Source organism: Labedella phragmitis (assembly GCF_004078635.1).
In the GTDB taxonomy this organism is placed as follows: Bacteria; Actinomycetota; Actinomycetes; order Actinomycetales; family Microbacteriaceae; genus Labedella; species Labedella phragmitis.
On record NZ_RZNB01000001.1, the window covers coordinates 286425 to 312591 of the forward strand.

Annotated in this window: 20 protein-coding genes; 10 read left to right on the forward strand and 10 right to left on the reverse strand. The window is 70.0% G+C overall.

Translation table 11 applies throughout. From position 1 onward, the window contains the following. Positions 1-18: 18 nt before the first annotated feature. From ELQ90_RS01475 to ELQ90_RS01505, 6 genes are all read right to left on the reverse strand, one after another. Complete coding sequence (locus ELQ90_RS01475; RefSeq protein ID WP_128493490.1) at positions 19-570, reverse strand: RBBP9/YdeN family alpha/beta hydrolase; 552 nt, start codon at positions 568-570, stop codon at positions 19-21. A gap of 41 nt (positions 571-611) precedes the next feature. Beyond that, positions 612-2294, reverse strand: a complete 1683-nt coding sequence (locus ELQ90_RS01480; RefSeq protein WP_128493491.1) for a bifunctional 3'-5' exonuclease/DNA polymerase — start codon at positions 2292-2294, stop codon at positions 612-614. 56 nt (positions 2295-2350) lie between these two features. Further along, on the reverse strand, positions 2351-3442 hold the full coding sequence (locus ELQ90_RS01485; protein WP_166408764.1) for a glycosyltransferase family 61 protein: 1092 nt from the start codon (positions 3440-3442) through the stop codon (positions 2351-2353). A gap of 4 nt (positions 3443-3446) precedes the next feature. Beyond that, positions 3447-4568, reverse strand: coding sequence for a glycosyltransferase family 2 protein (locus ELQ90_RS01495; RefSeq protein ID WP_128493494.1), 1122 nt, complete (start codon positions 4566-4568; stop codon positions 3447-3449). A 112-nt stretch (positions 4569-4680) separates the two neighbouring features. Next, positions 4681-6021, reverse strand: a complete 1341-nt coding sequence (locus ELQ90_RS01500; protein ID WP_128493495.1) for an MATE family efflux transporter — start codon at positions 6019-6021, stop codon at positions 4681-4683. Between the two features lie 9 nt (positions 6022-6030). Further along, positions 6031-6372 carry an NIPSNAP family protein gene (locus ELQ90_RS01505; protein WP_128493496.1) on the reverse strand — a complete coding sequence of 114 codons (342 nt, stop codon included), beginning with the start codon at positions 6370-6372 and terminating at the stop codon, positions 6031-6033. A 142-nt stretch (positions 6373-6514) separates the two neighbouring features. Between ELQ90_RS01505 and ELQ90_RS01510 the strand changes: the two genes are divergently transcribed. Beyond that, positions 6515-8467 carry a M13 family metallopeptidase gene (locus ELQ90_RS01510; RefSeq protein WP_128493497.1) on the forward strand — a complete coding sequence of 651 codons (1953 nt, stop codon included), beginning with the start codon at positions 6515-6517 and terminating at the stop codon, positions 8465-8467. A gap of 228 nt (positions 8468-8695) precedes the next feature. Beyond that, positions 8696-9571, forward strand: a complete 876-nt coding sequence (locus ELQ90_RS01515; protein ID WP_243695952.1) for a serine hydrolase — start codon at positions 8696-8698, stop codon at positions 9569-9571. 122 nt (positions 9572-9693) lie between these two features. Here ELQ90_RS01515 and ELQ90_RS01520 read toward each other — a convergent pair whose 3' ends face one another. The 4 genes from ELQ90_RS01520 to ELQ90_RS01535 form a co-directional block, all read right to left on the reverse strand. Continuing rightward, positions 9694-11574, reverse strand: coding sequence for a beta strand repeat-containing protein (locus ELQ90_RS01520; protein WP_128493499.1), 1881 nt, complete (start codon positions 11572-11574; stop codon positions 9694-9696). Between the two features lie 81 nt (positions 11575-11655). Further along, the gene (locus ELQ90_RS16500; RefSeq protein ID WP_166408766.1) at positions 11656-12798 is read right to left on the reverse strand and encodes a hypothetical protein; all 1143 of its coding nucleotides are present in this window, start codon (positions 12796-12798) and stop codon (positions 11656-11658) included. Between the two features lie 158 nt (positions 12799-12956). Further along, the gene (locus ELQ90_RS01530) at positions 12957-13841 is read right to left on the reverse strand and encodes an alanyl-tRNA editing protein (RefSeq protein ID WP_128493500.1); all 885 of its coding nucleotides are present in this window, start codon (positions 13839-13841) and stop codon (positions 12957-12959) included. Positions 13842-13877: 36 nt separating this feature from the next. Beyond that, entirely contained in the window at positions 13878-14390 is a 513-nt protein-coding gene (locus tag ELQ90_RS01535; protein WP_243695953.1) for a DUF3515 domain-containing protein, read from the reverse strand. 145 nt (positions 14391-14535) lie between these two features. Here ELQ90_RS01535 and ELQ90_RS01540 point away from each other — a divergent pair, with 145 nt between their 5' ends. From ELQ90_RS01540 to ELQ90_RS01575, 8 genes are all read left to right on the forward strand, one after another. After that, entirely contained in the window at positions 14536-15786 is a 1251-nt protein-coding gene (locus ELQ90_RS01540) for a DUF3500 domain-containing protein (RefSeq protein WP_128493501.1), read from the forward strand. 157 nt (positions 15787-15943) lie between these two features. Then, positions 15944-18082 (forward strand): hydantoinase/oxoprolinase family protein, encoded by a 2139-nt coding sequence (locus ELQ90_RS01545; protein WP_128493502.1) that lies wholly within the window; start codon positions 15944-15946, stop codon positions 18080-18082. Continuing rightward, on the forward strand, positions 18079-19743 hold the full coding sequence (locus tag ELQ90_RS01550) for a hydantoinase B/oxoprolinase family protein (RefSeq protein ID WP_128493503.1): 1665 nt from the start codon (positions 18079-18081) through the stop codon (positions 19741-19743). Before ELQ90_RS01545 ends, ELQ90_RS01550 begins: the two co-directional genes overlap by 4 nt. Beyond that, entirely contained in the window at positions 19740-20885 is a 1146-nt protein-coding gene (gene solA / locus ELQ90_RS01555) for an N-methyl-L-tryptophan oxidase (protein WP_128493504.1), read from the forward strand. The genes ELQ90_RS01550 and solA overlap by 4 nt, the downstream gene beginning before the upstream one ends. Before the next feature lie 119 nt (positions 20886-21004). Then, positions 21005-22585: an ABC transporter substrate-binding protein gene (locus ELQ90_RS01560; protein ID WP_128493505.1), complete on the forward strand. Its 1581-nt coding sequence runs from the start codon at positions 21005-21007 to the stop codon at positions 22583-22585. A gap of 33 nt (positions 22586-22618) precedes the next feature. Next, entirely contained in the window at positions 22619-23566 is a 948-nt protein-coding gene (locus tag ELQ90_RS01565) for an ABC transporter permease (RefSeq protein ID WP_128493506.1), read from the forward strand. Between the two features lie 4 nt (positions 23567-23570). Continuing rightward, on the forward strand, positions 23571-24425 hold the full coding sequence (locus ELQ90_RS01570; protein WP_128493507.1) for an ABC transporter permease: 855 nt from the start codon (positions 23571-23573) through the stop codon (positions 24423-24425). Further along, a complete protein-coding gene (locus ELQ90_RS01575) occupies positions 24418-26157 on the forward strand; it encodes an ABC transporter ATP-binding protein (RefSeq protein WP_128493508.1) in 1740 nt (579 codons plus the stop codon). Before ELQ90_RS01570 ends, ELQ90_RS01575 begins: the two co-directional genes overlap by 8 nt. Positions 26158-26167: the final 10 nt, after the last annotated feature.

Consider the following 26167-nt stretch of genomic DNA (forward strand, 5'->3'; position numbering starts at 1 on the left):
GCCGACGGGGGCCGCAGGTCAGCGGTCGAGGAGGTGGTCGAGGATCGGGAGCAGTGCCGGGAGCGAACGGTGCCCCTGTCGGTCGACGAAGTGGCCGCCGCCCGGGACGACCGTGACGAGGGCATCGACGAGCGCCGCCAGACGATCGGTCGACGGCGGATCGACGGTGCCGTCGTCGTCCGACCGCAGCACGTGGCGGGTCAGCGTCTGTCGGCGGACACGATCGAGGTCGAGAGGCTCCTCCGTGAACGGATCGAGCTTCGGGAGGTTCGGCAGCCGGTCGACGAAACCGGATACGAGGACGAGACCGCCGAGTCGCCAGGGCTGCTCGTGACGATTGAGGACGTGGAGGAGCGTGACGCACCCGAGCGAGTGCCCGAGCAGGACGGTCTCCTCGTCGAGGTCGCCGATGCCGGCGCTCGCCGCGTGCACCCAGCGCTCGAGGTCCGGCTCGTCCGGGTCCGGGAGCTCGAGCACCGAGACGGTGTCGGCGCCGTAGTGCTCCACGAGCCACGGGAACCAGTGCCTTGAGGGGTCCGCGAGGTATCCGTGGGCGACGACGATCCGCATCGCCACAGCCTACAAGCGAGCGCCGCGTCGTCGGCCGCAGGTCACTTCGCCTGGTCGTAACTCGACACGACGGCGGCTGTGACGGGGAAGTCGACGGGAGCGTCGCCGAAGATCAACCGCCCCGCCTCCGCCGCGCTCTCCGTGACGAGCCGGGCCACCCGATCCGCCTGCTCGATGGGGGAGTGCACGACGATCTCGTCGTGCAGGAAGAAGACGAGATGTGCCGACTCGGTGAGGGGGGTGCCGTCGGCGAGCTGCGTGAGCCGCGTTCGCAGTGACGCCATCCAGCACAGCGCCCACTCGGCTGCGGAGCCCTGCACCACGAAGTTGCGCGTGAACCGGCCCCAGTTGCGTGCCTCGGTGCGAGCCCGACGTCCGATCGCCTCGGTGGCGGCGTCTCCCGCGGCGAGTTCCTGCAGTTCCCGCCAGCCACGCCCCGGGACCGGCGAGCTGCGCCCGAGCCGAGTACTCACCCGTTCGCCGCGCTCACCGGCGCGCGCCGCCGCCTCGACGAAACCGATCGCGCGCGGGTACGCGCGTGCGAGTCGCGGGAGGAGCAGACCGCTCTCTCCCGTCGTGGCCCCGTACATGGCCCCGAGCATGGCGACCTTCGCGTGCGCCCGGGTGTCGACGGCGCCGGCGGTGACCATGCCGTCGTACAGATCGACGCCGCGCGCCGCGGCCGCCATGGCCGCGTCGCCGGAGAGCGCGGCGAGGATGCGAGGCTCGAGCTGGGCCGCGTCCGCCACGACGAAGGACCAGCCGTCGTCGGGCACGACCGCTCGTCGTACCTGGTGCGGCAACTGGAGCGCGCCGCCCCCGTCCGAGGCCCACCGACCCGTCACGACCCCGCCGGGCACGTAGGTGGGGCGGAAGCGGCCGTCCTCGACCCACTGGTCGAGCCAGTTCCAGCCGTTCGCCGTGAACAACCTCGCCATCTTCTTGTAGTGGAGCAGAGGCGCGATGGCGGGATGGTCGAACTGCTTGAGCTCCCACGACCGCGTCGACGTCGCCGGGATCCCCGCGCTCTGGAGCGCACGGAGGAGTTCGCCGGGCGACTCGGGGGAGAACGGGGTGACGTCGAGCGCCGTCACCACCTCGGCGAGAGCCTCCTGCATCCGGCTGGGCCGGGCACCCGGTGCCGGTCGGGGACCGAGGAGTTCGGTGAGCACGGCGTCGTGTCGCTCCGCGTCCCACGGCAGTCCCGCGAACGTCATCTCGGCGGCGATGAGAGCACCGGCCGACTCCGCGGCGATCAACAAGGACAGCCGGGACCGTGCGTCCGGAGTGGCCCCGGCGACGGCCGCCCTCTGCGCGGCGAATTCCGCGAGGGGATCGCGCTCGCCGCCGCCGGGCTCCGCATCCAGGGCGAAGAGGGCGCCGACGTCGGTATCGCGTGGGGCCGCGACGGGAACGTCCCACGGCCCGGGCCGCGCGGTGGCGAGCGCCGAGGACGCCGTGGCGACTGACGACCGGAGGATCGCGTGGCAGAGTCGCAGATCGATGCAGCGACCGACCCGGACGCCCGCTCGCAGCAGCTCCGGGTACCAGATCGCGGTGTCGTCCCACACCCACCGTGTGCTCGGTTCCGCGCGTTCGGTGCGCGCCACGAAGGCCGCCCAGTCGTGCGCGTCGACCGTCTCCGCGCCGGAGAGCCCGTCGGTGTCGTCGAGCCTCGAGACGCTCACCCGGCGATCGGGGAGGCGACGGACGACGAGGTGCATCCCCCTAGTCTCCCGCGAGCCCCCGACGCCGGTTCACGGCGCGGTCGTGCTGCCGCTCAGAACAGATCGGCGAACGCGCGATCGAGGCGCTCGTCCTGCGACAGCTCGGAGTCGGGAGCCGCCGCGATGTAGGCCATCTCCTGGCCGCGCGCCCGGCATACGACGCGCTGGTTGGGCACGGGGTTCGCGCCGCTCCGGATGTCTCCGAGTTCGAGGACGCGCGTCGCGGCGGTCGCGAACGCCGCGAGGTGCAGGGCCGTTCCGCTGCCGCCCGCGATCACCGCGGCGTTGGCGACCGTGCGGATCTGCTCGTCGATGCTCATCGTCTCCGGGTGCACGATGGTGAACCCGGCGCGTTCGAAGGACGCCTCGAGCGCGTCGAGGTCCCAAGCGAGCGCCGAGCGGTTGTTCCTGCCTTCCGGATCGGCGGCGGCCATGTCGGCTTCGAATCGGCGACGGGAGAAGAAGACCCGGTCCTCGGGGCGCGGATCCGGGACGACGGCCCTCGTCACGCGGTCCCACAGGACGGTCGCACCGGGGCGGGCGAACGCGTTGAGGGACAGGCGCCGGCGGGAGACGACGAGTCGTTCCGGGAAGCAGTCGACGCCGCCGACGATATGGCGGGCGACCGGCAGTCCGGCGAGTTCGGCGAGGCGGTCCCTCCACACGTCGGGCGTGCCGTGCCGGGTCGGCAGGGTCGGGTGCATGACGAGACCGCGGACTTCCTCGTCGGTCACGTGGTCGGTGGGCACGGACGTGAGGGTCTCGGTGATGAAGTGACCGAAATGGTCCATCCAGTGCCCGCCGTATGCCCACAGCCCGTCGAGCATCGTCGACGGCGTGCCCCCGCCGAAGCGGTCGAGGGGGCTCACGGGAAGGCGCGGGGGAATGCGGGGGAGGTCGGCGGAGACGTACTGGTCGCCGCCGAAGCCGCCGATGCGTTGCGATGCGGTCACGAGTTCGCCCGCCGATGTGTAGACGGCGCCGGAGATGAAGCGCTTGGGCGACCGCGCGACGGTCGGCAGCGGTCCCGTGCCGTGGCGCGTCACGGCCGGTCGGGAGAGGACGAGGGTGTGCGCCGACTCGTCGTCCACGGCGTCGCGGTCGGGCTTGGGATAAGTGGGGACGGCCCAGGAGAGCGCACTCACACGATCACCTCGGCTCACCCGGTCGGCGGAGGATGCGCCCGACGAGTGAGCGCCCGCGTTGCAGCGAGGCCGCCGCGACGGCCGATGGCGGGACGGCACGCAAGCGGCGGCCCGTCTCCTGCAGCGCACCGCGCAAGGAGGGCGCGTCGTCGCGATAGGCCGTCTCGAGCGGGATGACGAGTCGGGCGACGGCTGCGGCCGCACGCCAGTCGGCGGACCGGTAGCGCTCGTCGTCGGAGTCGTCGAGAGCCCGTTCGAGGAGATCGGGGCGCACGGCGGAGCCCGACGCCAGGACCGCCGCGAGCGAGTCGACGACACGGTCGTCCGCCACGATGTCGTCGCTCGAGGCGCCGACCGGTTCGCCGTCGAAGACCGTGTGTCGGAAGACGTAGAAGTGTTCGAGGAGCTCGGCGCGGTTGCGACGGTCGTCGAGGGCCGCGGTGTCGCTGGCATCCCACCGCGGCTTCGCGGCATCGGATCGGGCGCGCCCGATCTCGCTCCGGTACTGCTCCCACGACCGCCACGGGAGCCGGAGCACCTCGAGCCGAGAGTCGTGGGGCGGCTCGGCCCGCTGGGTGAGCGAGACGCGGCGGGAGCCCTCACGGATCGAGACGGAGGACGCCCCGACGTGAACCGCGGCGGGCTCCGTCGCCGCGACCACCCCGGCGCGCCTCCAGAGCGTCGGCGCGCTGCGCTCGTCCCGCCACCGCAACCGGCGCACGCCGCTGCCCCGTCGCGCGGGTGTCCCGGTGAGGTCGTGGACCGGGACGGCGAAGGTCACGACCGACCGGGGCACGTCCTCGAGAGCGCGCTCGAGCGTGCGGGACGGATCGGCGGCGAACCAGAACTCCCCGACGTCGGCGTTCATCACCCAGTCGGCCCCGTGAGTGACGGCCGCCGCGGTCGCCAGACGGGAGACGACGGCGCTGCGTGTCTTCTCGACGGGGTCGGCCGCGAGCAGTACGCGACCGGTTCCGCTGTAGCTCGAGACGATCGCGCGCGTGCCGTCGACCGAGCCGTCGTCCGCGACGAGGATCAGGTCGACCCCCTGGGCGAGGTGATGCTCGAGCATCGGCGCGATCACGTCCTCCGCGTCGCGGGCCACGAGCGTCATGACGAGTTTCACGTGGCGTCCGTCTCGGCTGTCGTTCGATCGATGGCATCGGGCGTCGGGGACGCCGCGATCATTCTAAGCAGGCGCGACCCGCCTCCTCCGGCTCATCCACGGCCTCGGCATGTCACAGACCCGTGCGCTGCCAGGCGGTGCCGCGGGCGCGGAGGCCGAGCGTCGCGGCGCGCGCGGCGATGTACCCGATCGCGAACGCCGCGGTCAGCCAGGCGAGCGCCTCGGCGCCGGTCCCGCCCCACGCACCCGCGGCGATGGCGAGAGGCACGAAGACCGCGAGGTTCACGAGGCCCGTCACCGCGAGATAGCGCGCGTCACCGGCACCGATGAGGACGCCGTCGAGGACGAAGACGTACCCGGCGAGCGGTGTTCCGACGGCCAGGACGACGAGGCTCGGAGCGATGAGCGCCGCCGTCTCCGGCGATCCCGTGAAGAGGAAACCGGCGCCCCCGCTCACGGCCGCGAGGGCGAGACCGAGTAGCGCCCCACCTCCGACCCCCCACACGAGGCATCGCCGGAGGACCGATCGGACGAAGTCGACGTCCGCGGCGCCGAGACCCTTGCCGACGAGGGCTTGAGCCGCGATCGCGAGCGCGTCGAGCGCGAAGGCGAGGGTCGAGAAGACCGTGAGGACGACGTGGAAGCCCGCGAGTTCGGCGGTCCCGATGCCGGTCGCGACGACCGTCGCGAGCACGAGGGCCGCTCGCAGCGCCGCCGTACGCACGAGCAGCCAGCCTCCCGACAGGGCGGACGTGCGGATGCCCTCGCGTTGCGGCCGGAGGACGGCTCCGGTGCGACGCGCGTGACGGACGATGACGACGACGTAGGCAGCCACCATGCCCCATTGCGCGAGCACGGTCCCCGCCGCCGACCCAGCGATGCCCCACCCGGCGCCGTAGATGAGGACCGCGTTGAGGGCCGCGTTCGCGCCGAAACCCGCGACCGCCACGACGAGCGGGGTCCGCGTGTCCTGCAGTCCGCGCAGCAGACCGGTCGTGGCGAAGACGACGAGCATCGCAGGCAGGCCCGCCATCGAGATCGCGAGGTAGGTCGTCGCGGCTTCCGCGACGGCGGGGTCCGGCCGGAAGAAACCGACGAGGGTCGGCGAGAGCAGCGCGCCGCCCGCCGCGAGGACGGCGCCGAGTCCGAGCGCGAGCCACATGCCGTCGATCCCGACCGATACGCCGCCGCGTTCGTCGCCCGCCCCGAGCCTCCGCGCGACGGCCGGCGTCGTCGCGTAGGCGAGGAAGACGAGGAGGCCGATGATGGTCTGCAGCACGACGCTCGCGATGCCGAGGCCGGCAAGGGGGACGACGCCGAGGTGACCGACGAGGGCGGAATCCGCGAGCAGGAACAGCGGCTCGGCGACGAGGGCGCCGAGGGCCGGGACGGCGAGGCGCATGATCTCCCGATCGACTCCGCGCGTGACGCTCCGCTCGCCCGATCCGCTCATCCGTTCACGCTACCGGCCGGTCGTCGCCTCGGTGTCGCTCGACTCCGCGGAGAAGAGGGGGGAGAGGAACCGCCGCTCGTAGCGGCGGATGCATCGCGTCTCCTGAGCGAACCGGTACGCCTCGAGGCACTCCGGGTCGACGGCCGCGTCCTCGCGGTACCTCTCGTACGCCGCGAGCGACTCGAACGTGAAGAGCGCGAAGGCCTCGTCGCTGTCGCCCTCGCTCGGCAGGAAGTAGCCGTGGTGGGTGCCCCCGAAGCGCTCGACGAGTGCGATCCACCGTCGTCCGTATTCCCGGAAGTCCTCGAGGCGATCGGCGTCGATCTCGTAGCGCAAGTGGATGGTGATCATGGGGCGTCCGTTTCGTCGGGGGAGAGCAGGGGGAGAAGAACGAGGCGGGTCGCGAACCGCCCGCGCGATCACCGTACCGGCGGCGGATGCACGTGCGACCGCCGCACGGCGCCCGGGCGACCCTGCGGCGTAGGCTGGAGCGATGAGCGCATCCGGCATCGATCTCGACGAACTCGACCCGAACATCCGCCCCCAGGACGATCTCTTCCGGCACGTGAACGGCCGCTGGATCGACCGCACGGAGATCCCCTCCGACAAGGCCAGGTGGGGATCCTTCCACCTCCTCGCCGAGGAGGCGGAGAAGGCCGTGCGGGAGATCATCATGGAGTCGCAGGACGCCGAGCCGGGCACGGAGACGCGGAAGATCGGCGACGTCTTCGCGAGTTTCATGGACACCGAGCGCATCGAGGCCGTGCGCCTCGAGCCGCTCGCTCCGCTTCTCGCCGAGGTCGACTCGGTCGCGACGATCGCCGACGTGCTCCCGACCCTCGCTCGCCTCGAGCGGCTCGGTGTGCGCGGCCTCTTCCAGCTCTTCGTCGACAACGACCCGGGGAACCCCGAGCGCTACCTCGTCTTCGTGGAGCAGGGCGGTATCGGCCTGCCCGACGAGTCCTACTACCGCGAGGAGAAGTTCGCGGAGACGCGCGACGCGTACCGCTCGTTCGTCGAGAAGATGATGGCGATCGCGGGCGCCCCGGACGCGAGCGCGAGCGCCGAGCGGATCGTCGCCCTCGAGACCGCGATCGCGTCGCAGCACTGGGACAACGTGCGCAGCCGCGACAGCAACGCGACCTACAACCCCATGACGTGGGACGAGGCCCGCACGCTCGCCGCGGGAGCGGACCTCGCCGGGTGGCTCGACGCCCTCGGCGCCCCCGACGGCGCCTTCGCGGAGATCGTGGTGCGTCAGCCGAGCTTCGTCTCGGGCGTCGCCGGGCTCCTCGATGACGCCTCGCTCGAGTCGTGGCGCGACTGGCTGCGGTTCCAGGTGCTGCGGAGCTTCGCGCCCTACCTCCACGACGAGGTCGTGAACACCAACTTCGACTTCTACGGCACGACGATCACGGGAACCCCCGAGATCCGCGAGCGCTGGAAGCGCGGCGTCTCCTTCGTCGAGGGCGCCCTCGGCGAGGCCGTCGGCCGTGTCTACGTCGAGCGCCACTTCCCGGCCGAGTCGAAGACGCAGATGGACGAGCTCGTCGCGAACCTCGTCGAGGCCTACCGGCAGTCCATCCAGGCACTCGACTGGATGGGCGAGGAGACGAAGGTCCGAGCCCTCGAGAAGCTCGACAAGTTCACGCCGAAGATCGGCTACCCCGCGACGTGGCGAGACTACTCGGCGCTCGCCGTGTCCGCCGACGACCTCGTCGCGAACGTCATCGCCACGAACGCGTTCGAGTTCGATCGCGAGCTCGGCAAGATCGGCAAGCCGCTCGACCGCGACGAGTGGTTCATGACCCCTCAGACGATCAACGCGTACTACAACCCGGGCTTCAACGAGATCGTGTTCCCCGCGGCGATCCTGCAGTTCCCGTTCTTCGACCCGACGCGCGACGCCGCGGCCAATTACGGCGCCATCGGAGCGGTCATCGGCCACGAGATCGGTCACGGCTTCGACGATCAGGGATCGCAGTTCGACGGCGACGGCCGGCTCACCGACTGGTGGACGACCGAGGACAAGAAGGCGTTCGAGGAGCGCACGAGCGCCCTCATCGCCCAGTACGACGCGCTCGCCCCAGCGCAGGTCCCCGACCACCACGTCAACGGCGCGCTCACGATCGGTGAGAACATCGGCGACCTCGGCGGGCTCTCGATCGCGTGGAAGGCATACGTGCTGTCTCTCGAGGGCGCTGAGCCGCCCGTGGTCGACGGACTCACGGGAGGAGAACGCTTCTTCCTGTCCTGGGCGCAGGCCTGGCAGCAGAAGGGCCGCGACGCCGAGGTGATCCGGCTCCTGTCGATCGACCCGCACTCGCCGAACGAGTTCCGCTGCAACCAGATTGTCAGGAACCTGGACGTCTTCTACGGTACTTTTGACGTGGTCGAGGCGGATGCCCTCTGGCTCGATCCGAGTGAGCGCGTCACCATCTGGTAGCCGCCCGCCGAAGTTCTTCTCCAATCTCCACGCGACGTCGCGTCACCCGGGGTCGGCACCCCGGGGGGTGCGGTCTCCCCCGAAACCGCACTCGACGGCCACCCGTCACCAGCGATGGTGCCGGACGCCAGTTCTCCCTGGCGACGGCCGACCGCGTTCGGCCGTGTGCATGCGTTCGCACCTGGAGTGATTCCCGTGGTCCCTTCCTCGTCGCCGTCGGACGGCAGAGTGCAGCAGCGAGCCCGTCGTCGGGCGCGCCACCGGGCCTCCGAGTCGGGTGAGTCGTTCGCGCGCGGATTCAAAGCGCTCGGCTTCCTCGCCCGGAACGGCGTGCAGGTCTCGGGAAGGGCGATCGATCTCGCGAGCGGTCGCGAATTGTTCTCGGTTGACGACTACGTCGTGATGCCGACGGCGTCGATCGGGAAGGTGCTCCTCCTCGTCGAAGTGGCCGCACGGCTCCGCGGTCCGGACATGTCGGCGCTCAGCCTGCTCGACCGCGACGTCACGGGCGCAGTCGGTGACTCGGGGACGTGGCAGCACCTGCAGGTGCCCACGCTCCCGATCGCGGACATCGCCGCGCTCATCGGCTCGACGAGCGACAATCTCGCGACGAACGTGCTCGTGCGCACGGTCGGGCTCGACGCCGTACACGCGCGGACCGAGCAACTGGGGCTCAAGAAGCTCGCCCTCCTCGATCTCGTGCGCGACCACCGCGGGCCCGACGACGCGCCCACGCTCTCCGTCGGGTCCATGAAGGAGCTCACGTGGCTCTTCTCCGAACTCGCCCGCGGCGAGGTCGTCGACGCCGAGACGAGCCGCCGCGTCGTGGGCTGGTTGTCCCTCAACGCGGACCTCTCGCTCGTCGCCTCGGCATTCGGGCTGGATCCCCTCGCCCATCTGCAGTCCGATCACGGCCTCACCCTCTTCAACAAGACGGGATCGGACGCCGGAGTACGCGCGGAGGCCGGCGTGCTCCGCGGACCGCGCGCGGGAGTCGCCTACGCCGTCGCGGCGTCGTTCTCCGACACCGACCTCCCCACGCGTCTCGCCGTCATCGACGGGATGCGGACGATCGGTGCCGACCTCCTCGAATACGTCCACTGACGGACACGGGCGGGGCTCGCGTCGCCGGAGGACTGAGCGGATCGGCACGGACCTCCGGACGCGAGGAAGCCCCGGGCCCGGTCTATGCCGACCGGTCCGGGGGAGGGGTTCCTCAGATCGTGCTATTCGATGTCGAGGGAGTGGCGGCTCCGAGCGAGGAGACCGACACCGGCCGCGATGAGCAGGCTCATCAGGCCGAGGAGGAGGGCCGTGCCGGACGATCCGGTCGCGGCGAGGCCTTCCGCACCATCGTCGGCCGCCCGAGCGGACGGGCCGCCCGCCGCGAGGCTCACGGCTCCGTCGGTGCTGACGGCGCCGTCGTTACTGACGGCCGCGTCGGTGCCGTCGGTTCCGTCAGCAGGGTCCGTCGGGTCGACCGGAGTGGTCGGGTCCGTCGGCTCCACCGGGTCGGTGGGGTCGACGGGCGTGGTCGGGTCGGTCGGGACGACGACCGTCGGGTCGGTCGCCTCGCTGTCGCCGATCACCGAGACGGCGTTGCCGCCGATCGTGAGGGGGAGGCCGATGTCTGGGGAGATCTGGCTGCCGCCGAGGACCCCGTCGTCGCCGGAGGTGGTGTCTCCCGATCCGGCGTCGCCGTCCGTCGCGCCACCCGTCACGTCGGAGCCCGAGGTCTCGGAGTGACCGATGACGGAGACGGCGTTGCCGCCGATCGTCACGGGCAGTGTGACGTCGGGGGTGACCTGTGTGCCGCCGGCGATGCCGTCGTCACCGGAGGTCGTGTTCCCGCCGGTGCCGGTGGTGCCGGCCCCGGTGGTGGTGCCGGAGTCGGAGGTCTCCGAGTCGCCGATGATCGAGACGGCATTGCCGCCGATCGTGACGGGCAGTGTGACGTCGGGGGTGACCTGTGTGCCGCCGGCGATGCCGTCGTCACCGGAGGTCGTGCTGCCGTCGGTCGGGGCGGCGGTTCCATCGGTCGTGCCGCCGGTCACGTCGGAGCCGGAGGTCTCCGAGTCGCCGATGACGGAGACGGCGTTTCCGCCGGTCATCACGGGGACGTCACCTTCGAGGTCGATCTGCGTGCCGCCGAGGATGCCGTCGTCACCCGAGGTCGTCGACCTGGAGTCACTGCCGGTGCCGGTGGTGCCGGCCTCGGTGGTGGTGCCGGAGTCGGAGGTCTCCGAGTCGCCGATGATCGAGACGGCATTGCCGCCGATCGTGACGGGCGGTGTGACGTCGGGGGTGACCTGCGTGCCGCCGGCGATGCCGTCGTCACCCGAGGTCGTGCTGCCGTCGGTCGGGCCGTCGGTTCCGTCGGTCGTACCGCCGGTCTCGTTCGAGACTCCGGAGTCGCTCGACGAGGAGTCGCCGAGGAGCGACACCGAGTTGCCGCCGATGGTGACGGGGACGTCGATCCCCGGGATGACCTGGGTGCCGCCGAGCACGCCGTCATCGCCCGATGTCGTGGCACCCGACGCGTCCGTGGCGGACGAGTCGGTTCCCGTCGTGGTGGCGGAGTCGCTCGACGAGGAGTCGCCGAGGAGCGACACCGAGTTGCCGCCGACGGTGACGGGCGCCGACACATCGATGGGCGCCTGGGTGCCCGACGCGATGCCGTCGTCTCCGCTCGTCGTCGGAGCCTCCCCGGCGGGTGCCGGTGCGGGGGCCTCGGTGCTCGAGTCCGCCGAGTCGGCGTCGCCGACGGGGGCGACCGAGTTGCCCCCGATGGTGACCGGGACGGAGATCGTCACGGGCGCCTGGGTGCCGGAGCCGACGCCGTCGTCTCCGTTCGTCGTGGCGGGCTCGCTCGCCGGCGCCTCGGCGGGTGCCGAGGTCGTCGAGCCCTCGCTCGAGGAGTCGCCGGTGAGCGAGACGGAGTTGCCGCCGATCGTCACGGGTACCTCGACGTCGAGGATCGCCTGGGTGCCGGACGCGACGGCGTCGTCACCCGATGTCTCGGCGGCCGATGCCGCCGTCGTCCCGGCGAACCAGAGCCCGCCGACCATGAGTGCCCCGTAGAGGCACCGCTTCACGGTGATGTTCACTTTTCCTTCTCCAAAGATTGATCGTTGTGTGCGCGTAGTCGCGCGATGGTCCGTGCCGTCGTCGAGGACGGTGGGGCCCGATCAGTCGGGGGAGGGGAGAGTGCGGGAGGAGAGCGACGAGGGGAGTGCCTCGTCGGTGGGACGTGCGGAGGACGACGCACCGGCGTTCGGAGCACCGAACTGCTGGATGGCGTCGCTCGAGAAGACGCCGACGGGGGCGACCGATCCGGTTGCGGATCCGTCGGCGGGCGACGAGAGGGGGGCTCCGAACGGTGAGGTCGAACGGCTGTCGGCGTTCTCGACGGAGGTCGAGGACATGTCGGGGGACCGCGTCAGGTCCGTCGAGACCGCCGATGCCGGGCCGATGCCCATCAGCGCTGCGGGGGACTTGAGCAGTCGACCACCGCCGGCGGCGGCTGCGAGGGCCGCGGTCGGGGCCGCCTGACCGATCGTGCCGCCGGAGACGGGCGATGTGGGGAGCCAGGGGAGCCCGGGGAAGCCCGGCACCAGCGGGTCCACGGAGTCGATGATCGTTCCACCGATCGGGTCGACGATGCCGTCGGTCACCTCGTCGATGGACGAGACGACCTCGCGGATGCTGCCGAGGACGTCCCCGACGACGAGGTCGTCGATCGCGTCGACGGTGCCGTCGGTCCCGTCGGTGAGGGGATTCGACCCGAGGACGCCCGTGACAATATCGCCGCCGATCGGGAGGTTCGTCACGAGCTCGTCGCCGATGCCGGCGATCGGTGTGACGACGGTCGCGACGGGCGACGGGGCCGTTTCGGCCACGTCCTCGACGACCTCCTCGACGACCTCGACGGTCGCCTCGGTGGTCTCGTCGACGGCGTCGGTCGTTCCCGTCACGACGGGAGCGACGGTCTCGACCACGGGCTTCGCGGGGGCCGGCGCTACGGGAGCGGTCTTCTCGACGACCTTCTCGACCGTCTCGGTGACGGCCTTCGTCGTGGGAGCGACGACCTTCTCGACCGTCTTCTCGACGGTGGTGGTCGTCGCCTTCGTCGTGCTCGAGACGGTTTCTCCGACGGTGTCGACGGTGCTGCTGACGACATCGTCGACGCCGTCGAGCAGGCCGGAGCGTTCGCTCGCCGAGGCGCTCGTCGCCGAGAGGACGACGGAGAGGATCACGAACCCGAAAGCCGTGCCGATCGCGACGAGGAGGAGGCGCACGAGATGGAGTGGGCGCGACGCGGTGCTGTCCATGGCCACTCCTCCCCTCGAGCACATCCCCCTGTGGCCGTCCCCGGCGAGAGCCACTTACGGCGGGAAAATTACGCCGAGGAAGCGGTGCCGTCGCCCCGTTCCGACAGCGAGATCTCCGCGGTATAGACCCTGTTCAGATACTGAGGAAGCGTCACGTTTCAGCGAATTGGTATGCCGGTCGTGGTCATCGTGAGGACGCTCGCACCATCCGTCGTGGACGACTCGAATCGCACCTCGATCGCGGAAAACGCCCCGAGCGAGCCGATGTGGGTTCCGCCGCAGGGGATCGCGATGCGGCCATCGGTGAGCTCGCAGACCCACTCCCGCCGGTCGGTGAGGAGTTCGCCGACGCGGTCGATCCGAGCGGGCGCCCCGCTGTCGACCCAGACGGTCACGGTCTCGTTGACGCGTCGTGCGAGGTCGTCGAGGTCGGTCAGCGATTCCGGGTCGAATCCCTTCCGACGGAGCGACTTGCCGATGCGGTACACGTCGACGGAGCCGTCGGGCACGATCGTCGAGGTCTCGATCGCGAGCGCGTCGAAGTTCGGGGCGCCGGCGGCGTCCGTCGAGACGTCCTTGCGCCACGCGTCCGCGAGCGCGCGGTTGAGCGCGAGCGACGCGAGGTGGCAGGCCGTGTGACCGGCGGACAGGGCGCGGCGGTACTCGGGGTCGACCTCGACGATGACGGCATCGCCCTCCGAGATCGTCGTGTCGTCGGCGACCAGGTGGACGGCGACGAACGCCCATCCGTCGGTCCCCTTCTTGACCGGCACCTCTGAACCGACGAAGAGCGCGCTGCCGTCGGTCGCGCCCACGACCGTGTCAGCGATCGGCGTCGCCCCGCCCGCTGCATCGACGAGACGGATGGATGCCCGGTCGGCGGGCTGATCGGGCCAGGCCGCGTCGACGGGGTGCACGGCGGTCCGGTCGAGCACGAGACCCGTCCGCCCGTCGGTGAGCGACTGCCGGTGGAGGACGATCGCCTCGGAGACGAGCGTTCCGGCGGGGTACAGGACGATGGTGTCGGTCGTGGGGAGGGTCACCCGATCACGCTACCTCCGGGACGAGCGGGGGTCGCGTCAGTCGGTCGTGTCGGGGATCTCGAGGTCCTCGGCGCCGACGCACGCGGTGAACGGTTCGGTGGGCACGTTCGAGACGGCGGGCTCGAGGTCGACGAGCGCCGTCGAGCCGTGCACCACGTCCGAGTCGACGATGACCTCGATCGCGGGGTCGCGGCCGTAGGTCGTGAAGCGGTAGTTCGGTGCATCCGAGTCGTCGATGATCCAGTCGACGCCATTGACCGTCGTGCACTCGAGGGTCGTCGGCTCTGGCACGTCGACGCCGCAGCGGAGAAGGATCGAGGCGGGCGATCCCCACGCGCCGGTGCCCTGGGCGTCGGTGTCGCGCTTCGGCTGGTCGGCGACCGTCGGGGGGAGCGCGACGCTCACGTAGGCGCAGTCGGGATCGTTCGCCGCGTCGGCCGGGTCGAGCGACACGGCGGTTGCGCATCCGGTGAGGAGCGAGGCGGCCGCCGCGGCGAGGGTCGCGGTCGTGGCGAGCCGGAGGGCCGTCCGTGTCGAGCGCGTCATCATCCCGATCAGCCTAACCGCCGTCGCTGGGAGCTCGGCCCCTCGGTGCCAGGGCTCGACGGCCGCGCGGCGCTTGCTCACCCCGTGCAGCAGTCGCGCGTAGCGGACGCATAGGAACTGAAAAGGGTCGCTCCCTACCGTCGTGGACATGACGAACACGACCCCCTCCCACGACTCGCCCCGCCCACGACGAGCGAAGCGCTCGCCGGCCCTCTGGCTCACGTCCACCTTCCTCGTGACCAGCCTTGCCCTGTCGGGTTGTGCGGCCGCCGCGACCTCTGCCTCGACGACTGCCACCGGCTCGAGTGCCTCGATCTCAACGTTGACGTCGGAGACCACGACCCCCTCGACGACGGCGGAGACCATCGCGAGCACCGCCGCGGCGGCGGAGGCCTTCCTCGCGACCCTCTCTGAGGAACAGCGTGAGCAGGTGCTCTACGCGTACGACGATGAGACCAAGACGACGTCGTGGTCGAACTTCCCGGTGACCTTCGTCGAGAGGGCGGGTCTCAACCTCACGGACCTCTCGGAGGAGCAGCAGGAAGCGGCCATGGCGGTCCTCGAGGCCCTCCTGAGTGACGAGGGATACGCGACGGTCACGGGCATCATCGGCGGCGACGAGTACCTGCTCGAGAACAGTTCGAGCACGGAGGAGTCGCTCGGTCAGTACTACATCGCGTTCTTCGGCGACCCGACGGGCACGAGCGCGTGGGAGCTGCAGTTCGGCGGGCACCACCTCGGCATCAACGCGACGCTCGACGGAACGGCCGACGAGATCACCTTCGCTCCGACCCACCTCGGGGTCCAACCCGCGGTCTACACGGACGCCGCGGGGAACGAGGTTCAGCCGTTCTCGGACATCTACGAGTCGGCCTTCGCCTTCTACGACAGCCTGTCGGACGAGCAGAAGGCCCAGCTCTACCAGGGCGAGGAGGCCGCCGCGATGGTGTGCGAGCCCGGCGGGACGTGCGATTACCCCACGGGGACAGGGCTCTCAGGGGCCGACCTCACCGACGAGCAGAAGCAGCTCCTCCTCGCGGTCGCCGCGAACTGGGTCGGGCTCGCCGACGAGGAGACGACAACCGACGCGCTCGCCGCGATCGAGGCGACCATCGATGAGACGTACGTGAACTGGTCGGGGGCGACGGTGTACGACATGACGCAGGGAGACGGAATCTCGTTTCAGATCTCGGGACCGGACGTCTACATCGAGTTCGCGGCCCAGCAGGGATCGGCGGGCGCGGACGTCGACGGCGTCGTGACCTCGGGCTGGGGTCACGTGCACACGATCTACCGCGATCCGAGCAACGACTACGCCCTGAGCGTCGAGCAGCAGGAGTCCGCGGGTATGGGCGGCGCTGCGTCGGGCGGTGCGGGCACCCCTCCCGGCGACGAGTGAGCGGGTGACGGGCACCGCCGTCGGCAGCGTCCCGAATCGCGTCATAAGTGGATACTTATGTCGATGCTCAGAATCCGTATTGGACGCCTCCTCTCGTCCTCGCCCAGACTCACTCGCAACCGTTCGGATACGGACGCAGGGTCGAGGAGGAGTTCACGTGAGTTGGCGCGTTGGTGTGGATACCGGGGGAACGTTCACGGACGTCTGCCTGTACGACGACGAATCCAAGGCGATCGTCGTCGGCAAGATCTCGAGCACACCGGCGGACCCCGGCCAGGCCGTTCGTGACGGAGTGGCCGAGCTCATCGCACGGATCGTCGGCGACGACGAGTCGGGGGACGCGATGACCCGGATCGACTACTTCGCACACGGCACGACCGTCGCGACGAACGCCCTCCTCCAGGGACGAGGAGCCCGCACGGGCCTCATCACCTCCGCGGGATTCCGCGATCTCCTCGAGCTCGGGCGCCAGCGCCGGCCGAAGCTCTACGACCTCGAGGCGCAGAAGCCGACAGCCCTCGCTCCGCGGGATCTCCGTATCGAGGTGGCAGAGCGCATCCGATACGACGGATCGATCGACACTCCGCTCGACCTCGACGAGGTGCGGGCTGCAGCGGTGACCCTGCGCGACGCGGGCGTCGAGGCCGTCTCGGTGTGCTTCCTCTACAGCTATCTCAACCCGACGCATGAGAGCGCCGTCCGGGCCGTCCTCGAGGAGGAGCTCCCCGGTGTCTTCCTGTCGATCTCGCACGAGGTGCTGCCCGAATTCCGGGAGTACGAGCGCCTGTCGACGGTGATAATCAATTCGTTCATCGGTCCCGTGATGGAGGGGTACCTGTCCCGCCTGCGTGCTGGACTCGCCGCCGACGGGCTCCGCGTGGAGCCGAAGGTGACCCAGAGCAACGGCGGCGTCATGTCCTTCATCACGGCCGAGAAGATGCCGGTGCGGACGGTGCTCTCCGGTCCCTCAACGGGAGTGGTGGGAGCCGCGCGATTGTCGGCACAGTCCGGGATCGATGACATCATCACGTTCGACATGGGCGGCACGTCCTCCGACGTCGCCCTCGTCACCGACGCCCGACCGACCTCGGCGACCGGCATGGACCTCGACGGGCGCCCCGTGCGCGCCCCGATGCTCGACATCAACACGGTCGGTGCCGGCGGCGGCTCGATCGCCTGGATCGACGACGGCGGCCATCTCAAGGTCGGACCGCAGAGCGCAGGCGCGGACCCCGGCCCCGCCTGCTACGGCCGCGGCACGACGGAGCCCACGGTGACCGACGCCAACGTCGTCCTCGGAATCCTCAACCAGGAATCCCTGCTCGGCGGCGCGATGCCGATCGATGCGAGTCTCTCGTACGCGGCGGTCGAACGGCTCGGCGCCCGCCTCGGGATGTCGACGCTCGACACCGCGCAGGGGATCATCAGCGTCGTCACCGCCAACATGGCGCGAGCGATCCGGGTCATCTCCGTGCAGCGCGGTTACGACCCGGCCGATTACGCCCTCGTCGCCTTCGGAGGCGCAGGGCCCCTCCACTCCGCTCGGCTCGCGCAGGAGCTCGGGATGGAGCGCACGATCATCCCCCAGCGGCCGGGGGCGCTCTCCGCGCTCGGCATGCTCATGACGGACCTGCGCAGCGATTACACCCGGACCAGCATCACGCTCGTGGCTCCCGAACAGATGCACGTCTTCTCGTCGACCTTCGAGGCGTTGTCAGCACAGGCCACCGAGTGGTTCGACGCCGAAGGTCTCGGCGAGAGCGATCGGAGCCTCCGGTGGGTGCTCGACGTCCGCTACGTCGGTCAGAACTACGAGATCGGGATCGAGGTGCCCGTCGAGGAGATCACCGAGGAGTGGATCGCCCTGGTCACCGCCCGGTTCCACGACGCACACGAGAAGCGCTACGGGTACAGCACGGCGGCCGAACGCGTCGAAGCGGCCACCTTCCGCGTCGAGGCCATCGGCGATGCTCCGCAAGCCGCCTTCCCCCGAGAGCCCATCGTCGGTGAGGACGCGTCGGCCGCCGTGATCGGCACGAGGGACGTGTACCTCCCGGAGGTCGGTGAGAGGGTCTCCGTGCCCTTGTATGCGCGGGACGAGCTGCGGGCGGGGAACGTCGTCACGGGCCCGGCCGTCATCGAGCAGTACGACACGACAGCTTTCGTCCTCCCGGGCGAGGAGGCCGTGGTCGACGAGTACCTCATGATCGTGACCCGCCCCTCGCGCGGATCGGACCATCCGATCGCCGCCGCCTCGGACGAGCGCATTCTCAGCATGAAAGGACAGTCCGCATGACCGCGACAGCGCCGGAGCTCACTCCCGTCCAGGTGGAGGTGATCGGGTCCGCCCTCGAGTCGATCTGCGACGAGATGGGCGAGGCGCTCGTGAAGACCTCCTATTCACCGAACATCAAGGAGCGCCGCGACTGCACCACCGGGATCTTCAACGCGGGCGGCGAACTGCTCGCGCAAGCCGAGCACATCCCGATGCACCTCGGGTCCCTCATGGGGATCGTCAACGCCATCACGGACCGCTACGCGCTCGAGGACATCCATGATGGCGACTCCTTCGTGGGCAACGACCCGCACATCGGCGGCGGCACGCACCTCCCCGACATCGTGCTCGTCACGCCGATCTTCGTCGAGGGGGCTCTCGCGGGGTGGGCGACGAACCTCGCGCACCACTCCGACTACGCCGAGCGCGGTCACGAGCACATCTTCCAGGAGGGCCTGAGGATTCCGCCCGTGCGGTTCCTGCGCGACTGGACGTACGTCCCGGAGGTCATGGACCTCATCCTCACCAACATGCAGGTCCCCGCCGAGCGTGTCGCCGACTTCAACGCCCAGGTGGCCGCCAATCGTCTCGGCGTCGCTCGTTTCCGCGAGATCTCCGAGAAGTACGGGCCGGCGACCATCGAGGCGGCGGGTCAAGAGCTGCTCGACTACACGGAGCGCAAGGTCCGAGCGGGAATCCGCGACGTGCCGAACGGTCGGTATCGGTTCTCCGACACCTTCGACTGCAACGAGCTCGACGAGCAACTGCAGCTCAGCGTGGTCATGACGGTGAGCGACGAACAGCTGCACTTCGAGTTCACGGCCCCTGAGCAAGTGCGAGCGAGCATCAACATGGTGGAGACCGCGTTGCTCGCGACCGTCTATTACGCGGCGAAGACCGTCGTCGGACCCGACATCCCGGCGAACGGCGGACTCGGCCGGGCCATCTCGGTGTCGGCCCCGTTCGGATCGGTCCTCAACTGCGTCGCCCCGGCCGCCGTGAACGGTCGGATCCAGCTCTGCCAGCGGGTCGTGGACCTCGTCCACGGCGCTCTCGCCGACGCGGTTCCCTCGCGCGTGATCGCGGCGTCGAATGGAGCCGTCACGGGCACCCAGTTCTCCGGCACGGATCCGCGCACGGGTCGCTACTACGTCTATCTCGAGACGATCGGCGGCGGCTACGGCGCCGGTTGCGCCTTCGACGGTCTCGACGGCGTCCAGGCGCACATGACGAACACGTCCAACCTGCCGGTCGAGGCCCTCGAGAGCGAGTATCCGCTCTTCGTCGAGCGGTATTCGCTCATTGACGGCTCCGGGGGAGAGGGCGAGCACCGAGGCGGGATGGGGATCCACCGCCAGGTCCGCGTCGAGCACGACGACTGCCAGTGCGAGGTGGGGATGAGTCGGATGCTCTCCCGGCCGTGGGGGCTTCTCGGAGGGACGGCGGGGCAGAGCGCTCGTCTCGAGAAGAACGGCGTCGTGGTGCCGACGGGGGACGTCGTGCTCTTGTCGCGCGGCGATTCGATCAGCGCCATCACGGCGGGCGGCGGTGGTTACGGCGACCCGGCGCGTCGTCCGAAGGACGTCGTCGCACGCGACCTCCGTGAGGAGCGCATCGATGCGGCGACGGCGGCTCGCGTCTACGGCGTCACCGGTGACGAGACCGCCGGGGGTCCCGCGTGACCGCGCTCGATGCGGATGTCGCCGTGATCGGTCTGGGCTCCTGGGGCGCCTCGGCGCTCTGGCGTCTCGCCGGTCGAGGAGTGAGCGTGATCGGCTTCGAGGCGAACCGCATCGCCCACCCCTACGGCTCGAGCCACGGCCACACCCGGTTGTTCCGGGTCGCGTGCCATGAGCATCCGGGGCTGACCCCTGTGGCTCGATTGGCGCGCGACCTCTGGTACGAACTCGGCGCGACGTCGGGCACCGAACTGCTGCACCAGACGGGCGCGATCTCCATCGGACCCCGCGGCGGTCGCGCTCTCGGCAACACGGCGACGGCGCTCGCCGAATCGGGGGTCGACGCCGAATGGCGCACGATCGGAGAACTGCGGGAGACGTATCCGCAGCACGCGGCACTCCCCGACCACTACGAGGGGATTTGGGACGCGGAGTCCGGTTACGTCCTCGTCGAGGACGCCCTCGTCGCGGCCGTCGACGCGGCGCTTGCGGCGGGAGCGACGGTGTACGACCGGACGGCCGTGACCCGGGTCGAGCCGGACGGCGACACGGTGATCGTCGGCACGGCGGACCGGACCTTCCGCGTCGGTCAGGTCGTCCTGGCCGCCGGGCCCTGGATGTCGATCATGCAGGACCTCGTCACCCTCACCGCGTATCGCGCGCCGATGCTCTGGTGGCGCCCCACCGAGTCGCCGGAGGACTTCGAACTCGACCGGTTCCCGGCGTTCATCCGCCACTACGACGAGGAGAACACGATCTGGGGCCACGGCAGCATCGGGGACATCCCCGTGAAGGCCGGTCTCTCGAACGATCCGCGCTCGAAGATCGCCGTGCATCCCGACCACCTCGAGCGCTCGGTGCGGCCTGACCGCGACTGGGGCGGCTCCGCCGCCGTGCTCGACTGGGCCGTTCCCGGGCTCGGACGAGCGCCATACGAGGTCGCCCCGTGCATGATCACGGAGAGTCCCGACAAGCAGTTCGTCGTGGGGCGCACCCCGGGCGCCGAGCGGATCGTCCTCGCCGGCGGCTGCTCCGGTCACGGTTACAAGCACGCCACGGCGATCGGGGAGATCCTCGCCCGCATCGTGACCGAGGAGGAACGCGTCGTCGAGACGGACTTCATGGACCCGCTGCGATTCGCGTGACCTCCGACCGGCAGCGCCGCCGGCAGGAGACACGCGACGCGGCATCCGACGGCCACCGGCCGTCAACCACCGCACCATCCATCGACAGTGACACCCACGCACCACGATCAGGAGGAACCATGTTGCACAGGACAGAGCCACGGCGATCGTCGCCCGGCGCACGACGGAACACGCGAGCGGTCGTGGCCGCGACCCTCGCGACGGGTCTCGCGCTCACCGGGTGCGCCTCGTCGACGCCGAACTCGTCAGCGGCACCCGAGCAGACGTTGCGCTTCGGCCTCTCCGGCGAGCCGCAGGACGTGAAGGTCGGTGCGGACCAGGGCTCGACCGGTTACACGCTCGACGCCCTCATCCACCGCGGCCTCATGGCGTACGACGTGGACGGCGAACTCGTCCCCGCGCTCGCCGAGAGCTTCGAGGAGATCGACCCGGCGACGTACTCGTTCACTCTCAGGGAGGGACTCGAGTTCAGTGACGGGACCCCGCTCACGAGTGCGAACGTGAAGAACACGCTCCTCTTCCTCGCGGACCCGGCCAACGGAGCACGCACCCTCGCCGCGATGCGCAACATCACGGAGGTCGAGACGCCGGACGAGCGGACGGCCATCGTGCACCTCTCGGAGAACAACGCCGACTTCGTCTCGTACCTCGCCGATTCGACGGCCTTCATCGCACCGGACGAGGCCCTCTCGGCCGATGCCGTCGCGACGGTCGGCGCCGGTCCGTTCGTCATCGAGCAGGACGACGCGGGAGTGCAGCTGGTGCTCGCGCGCAATGACGCCTACTACGACGCCGACGCCGTGACGCTCGACAGCATCGACCTCGTCTTCTACCCGGACGGCACGGCACGGACGAACGCGCTCGTGTCCGGAGACGTCGACCTCATCGACTACGTCCCGTGGGAACAGTTCTCGACGCTCGAGTCGACCGACGGCGTGACCATGGACGTCCAGAACGGGCTGCTCATGGACATCGAGTTCAACGTCACCGACGGCCCGTTCGCCGACCCGCTCGTCCGGGAGGCCGTTGCGTACGCGGTCAACCGGGACAGCGTCGTCGATGCCGCCTTCTTCGGCAACGCCAAGGCGATCTACGGCCCGCCGATCCCCGAGTCGAGCGACTACTACACCGACGAGTCGCAGGAGCTGTGGGAGTACGACCCCGAGCACGCCAAGGAGCTCCTCGCGGAAGCGGGCTACCCCGACGGCTTCTCCACGACGATCCTCACGACCTCCCAGTACGTCTTCCACCAGGACACGGCCCTGACCGTGCAGGCGGACCTTGCGGAGATCGGCATCGACGCCGAGCTCGACAGTCCGGACTGGGCGACACGGATGGAGAAGGCCACGAGCGGTGACTTCCAGCTGAAGATCAACGGCTGGGGCGGAATCGTGTCCGAGCCCGCGTACCTGGAGTCCTACCTGGGGGGCCCCGACCTCGCGAAGAGCTTCGGCTGGAACGATCCGGAGATCATGGCAGCCCTCGCGGCCGGACGCACGGGCGCCGACGTCGAGTCGCGCAAGGCGGCATACTCGGAGGCGATCGATCTCATCGGGACGAACGTGCCGTTCGTCCCCCTCGTGCAGCGCGGCCAGGCGTTCGCCTACAAGGACTCGGTGACCGGGTTCTCGAATCTGCCCGGATTCCTCACGTTCTTCTCCGGCTACACGCTCGCCTCCACGAGCATCAGCGCCGGCTGACTCGACCGTCCCGCTCCCGTCCATCGGAGGACCATGATCTCCTTCATCGCCAAACGCATCGGCGTCGGCCTCGGTCTCGTCTTCGTCGTCCTGACGTTGATCTTCCTGGCCATCCACGCCGTGCCCGGTGATCCGGCGGCCGTCCTGGCCTCCGGTGGAGCGAGCGGGACGGCCACCCCGGAATCCATCGAGCGGCTGCGCGAGCAGCTCGGTCTCGACAAGCCGCTCGTGGTGCAGTACCTCGACTACCTCGCGGGGGTCGTGACGGGGGATCTCGGTTCGTCGTTCCGCGACAGCCGCCCCGTCGTCACGACGATCTTCGAACGGCTCCCCAACACGATCGAGCTCGTCGTCCTGGCCTGCCTCGTCGGAGCGATCGTCGGCGTCGCGCTCGGCGCGGCGGCCGGTCGCTTCGGAGGCTGGGTCGATTCGCTCGTGACGGCGTTCTCGAGTCTCGCCATCTCCGTCCCCGTCTACGTGCTCGGCACGGTCTTCATCCTCGTGTTCTCGCTCACTCTCGGATGGTTCCCCGCCGGCGGCTTCGTGAGCTGGCAAGCGGACCCGGTCGCGCATCTGCGGCTGCTCCTCCTGCCGGCCCTCACCCTCTCGATCGCCTTCATCGGCGTGACGGCGCGGATGACGCGCTCGTCCGTCGTGGAGACCTCGCGGATGGATTGGGTCCGGACGGCGAGATCGTGGGGTCTGACGCCGTCGCGCGTCTTCTCGAGACACGTGCTGCGCAACTCGATGACGCCCGTCGCGACGGCGATCGGTCTCGAGGTCGGCATCATGCTCGGCTCGACGGTGCTCGCCGAACGCGTCTTCAACTTCCCGGGGCTCTCAGCGCTCCTCGTCGACTCGGTCGTCAATCGCGACTACCCCGTGGTGCAGGGGATCGTCATCGTCATCTCGGTGCTGTTCATCGCGATCAACATCGTGGTCGACCTCGTCTACCGTTTCCTCGATCCGAGAGTGAGGTAGCCCCGTGCTCACCCGATTCCGCCGGATCGCCGGCGCGTTCACCGTCGTGAGGTGGGCGGCGCTCGCCTTCGTCCTCCTCCTCGTCGTGCTCTCGGTGCTCGCACCGATCGTCGTTCCCGTCGACCCGCTCGCCCAGGACGTCGCCAACCGATTGCTCCCGCCGGGCGCACCCGGACACCTGCTCGGCACCGACGAGTACGGGAGGGACGTTCTCGCCCGCATCCTCAACGGAGCCAGAGTCGAGCTCCTCATCGCCTTCGGAGCGAGCGCCGTGGCGGCGGTGTTGGGTTCGCTGCTCGGGCTCGTGGGAGGCTACTTCGGCGGCGTGGCGGAGTTCCTGACCATGCGGCTCGTGAGCGACGTCCTCCTCGCGTTCCCGCCGGTCATCCTCGCGCTCCTGATCGTCACGATCTACGGGCCGGGCGAGTGGACCCTCATCGCCGTGATGGGGATCCTCTTCGCTCCCGGTTTCGCACGCATCGTGTACGGACAGACGCTCTCGGTCAAGCGACTCGAATACGTCGATGCCGCGAAGGCGTTCGGCGCGCGGACGTCGACGGCGCTCTTCCGGGTCGTGCTCCCGAACGTGACCGCCCCGATCATCGTCCAGTTCTCGCTCGTCATGGCCTCGGCGATCCTGCTCGAATCCGGACTGAGCTACCTCGGGCTCGGTGTCGTCGCGCCGGCGCCGTCGTGGGGCGGCATGGTCGCGTCGGGGCAGCGATACATGGGGAACGATCCCTCGACGATCCTCGTGCCGAGCATCGTGGTCGTCTTCACGATCCTGTCCTTCGGACTCCTGGCCGATGCGTTGCGCGATCTGCTCGACCCCCGTGCGAGGAAGGGAAGTCATGCCTGAGAAGCTCATACCCACCGACCCGACGCCGAGCGCGTCGACCGCCGTGCTGCGAGTCCGTGACCTGTCCGTCGAGTTCGGCTCCGGCACCGACTGGAAGGCGGTGACGCACGACGTCTCGTTCGACGTGCGAGCGGGCGAGACCGTCGCTCTCGTCGGGGAATCCGGTTCCGGGAAGTCTGTGACGGCGATGTCGGTCCTCGATCTGCTCCCCGGGAACGCGCGCCGCCGCGGCACGATCGAGCTGTCGGGCGAAGACCTGATCCGAACGGGCGCTGCGCGCATGCGCGCCGTGCGCGGGAGCGAGGTCGGCGTCGTGTTCCAGGAGCCGATGACCGCGCTGAACCCCGTCTACACGATCGGGACGCAGCTCCGGGACGTCTTGCGCGCGCATGGGCGACTGAGTCGGTCCGAGGCGGATCGGCGGGCGCTCGATCTCCTGCGACTCGTGAACCTCCCGGATCCGGAGCGTCGTCTCGGCCAGTACCCGCACCAGCTCTCCGGCGGTCAACGACAGCGGGCGATGATCGCGATGGCGATCTCGGGGGATCCCAAGCTGCTGATCGCCGACGAGCCGACGACGGCTCTCGACGTCACGGCCCAGGCCGAGATCCTCGACCTGCTCCTCGACCTCCAGGCGCAACTCGACATGGCCCTCCTCCTCATCACACACGACATGGGTGTCGTCGCCGACATGGCGACGCACGTCGTGGTCATGAAGGACGGCCGGGTCGTCGAAGACGCACCCACCGCGCGACTCTTCGCCGCTCCGGAGCATGCCTACACGCGGGAGCTGCTCGACTCGGTGCCCTTCCTCGGTCGCAGCGAGATCGTCGAGCGGCAACCGACCGTCTCGATCAGCGTGGTCGAACCCGACGTGCCGGAGGCGATGAGCGACGAGGCCGGGGACGCCGTGCTCGAGGTGCGGGACCTCGTCATCCGCTACCCCGGTCGCTTCGGCGAGAAGCCGTTCGTCGCCGTCGATCACGTCGACCTGCGCGTGGGTCGGGGTGACGTCGTCGGTCTCGTCGGCGAGTCCGGCTCCGGCAAGTCCACCATCGGTCGCGCGGCGATCGGGCTCGTACCCGTGACGTCCGGGTCGATCCGGGTCGCGGACGTCGACCTCGCGAGTGCGACGCGGACTCAGATGCGTTCCGTCCGGCGGGAGGCGTCGATCGTCTTCCAGGACCCGGCGTCGTCGCTCGACCCGCGGGCGACGATCGGTGCCAGCATCGCGGCCCCGCTGCGTTGGAACGACGTCGAGAAGGACGCGCGGGTGCGCACGGAGCGCGCGCGCGAGCTGCTCGAACTCGTGCGGCTCCCGGCCGACTGGGTCGACCGGTACCCTCACGAGCTCTCCGGAGGACAACGCCAACGCGTCGGGATCGCGCGCGCCCTGGCCGTCCGTCCGAGCGTCCTCATCGCCGACGAGCCGACGTCTGCGCTCGACGTCTCGGTCCAGGCGTCCGTCCTCCGACTGCTCCTCGAACTGCAGGCGGAACTCGGCTTCTCCTGCCTCTTCATCAGTCACGACCTGTCGGTCGTCGAGCGCCTCGCGACACGTGTCGTCGTCCTCAACCGGGGCCGAGTGGAGGAGCAGGGTGACACGCGTCAGATCCTGCACCACCCGCGGGAGGAGTACACGCGCCGCCTCATCCAAGCGGTCCCGGTGCCCGATCCCGTCGTGCAGGCGGATCGTCGTCGTCTCCGCCTGGAGGAGGCGACCGCGTCGTGAGCGACACGAG

What these genes read in the sequence shown, in the direction of transcription:
- ELQ90_RS01475 (WP_128493490.1), bottom strand. Translation starts at nt 570, where the DNA reads ATGCGGATCGTCGTCGCCCACGGATACCTCGCGGACCCCTCAAGGCAC.
- ELQ90_RS01480 (WP_128493491.1), bottom strand. Translation starts at nt 2,294, where the DNA reads ATGCACCTCGTCGTCCGTCGCCTCCCCGATCGCCGGGTGAGCGTCTCG.
- ELQ90_RS01500 (WP_128493495.1), bottom strand. Translation starts at nt 6,021, where the DNA reads ATGAGCGGATCGGGCGAGCGGAGCGTCACGCGCGGAGTCGATCGGGAG.
- ELQ90_RS01505 (WP_128493496.1), bottom strand. Translation starts at nt 6,372, where the DNA reads ATGATCACCATCCACTTGCGCTACGAGATCGACGCCGATCGCCTCGAG.
- ELQ90_RS01510 (WP_128493497.1), top strand. Translation starts at nt 6,515, where the DNA reads ATGAGCGCATCCGGCATCGATCTCGACGAACTCGACCCGAACATCCGC.
- ELQ90_RS16500 (WP_166408766.1), bottom strand. Translation starts at nt 12,798, where the DNA reads ATGGACAGCACCGCGTCGCGCCCACTCCATCTCGTGCGCCTCCTCCTC.
- ELQ90_RS01535 (WP_243695953.1), bottom strand. Translation starts at nt 14,390, where the DNA reads ATGATGACGCGCTCGACACGGACGGCCCTCCGGCTCGCCACGACCGCG.
- ELQ90_RS01540 (WP_128493501.1), top strand. Translation starts at nt 14,536, where the DNA reads ATGACGAACACGACCCCCTCCCACGACTCGCCCCGCCCACGACGAGCG.
- ELQ90_RS01550 (WP_128493503.1), top strand. Translation starts at nt 18,079, where the DNA reads ATGACCGCGACAGCGCCGGAGCTCACTCCCGTCCAGGTGGAGGTGATC.
- ELQ90_RS01560 (WP_128493505.1), top strand. Translation starts at nt 21,005, where the DNA reads ATGTTGCACAGGACAGAGCCACGGCGATCGTCGCCCGGCGCACGACGG.
- ELQ90_RS01565 (WP_128493506.1), top strand. Translation starts at nt 22,619, where the DNA reads ATGATCTCCTTCATCGCCAAACGCATCGGCGTCGGCCTCGGTCTCGTC.
- ELQ90_RS01575 (WP_128493508.1), top strand. Translation starts at nt 24,418, where the DNA reads ATGCCTGAGAAGCTCATACCCACCGACCCGACGCCGAGCGCGTCGACC.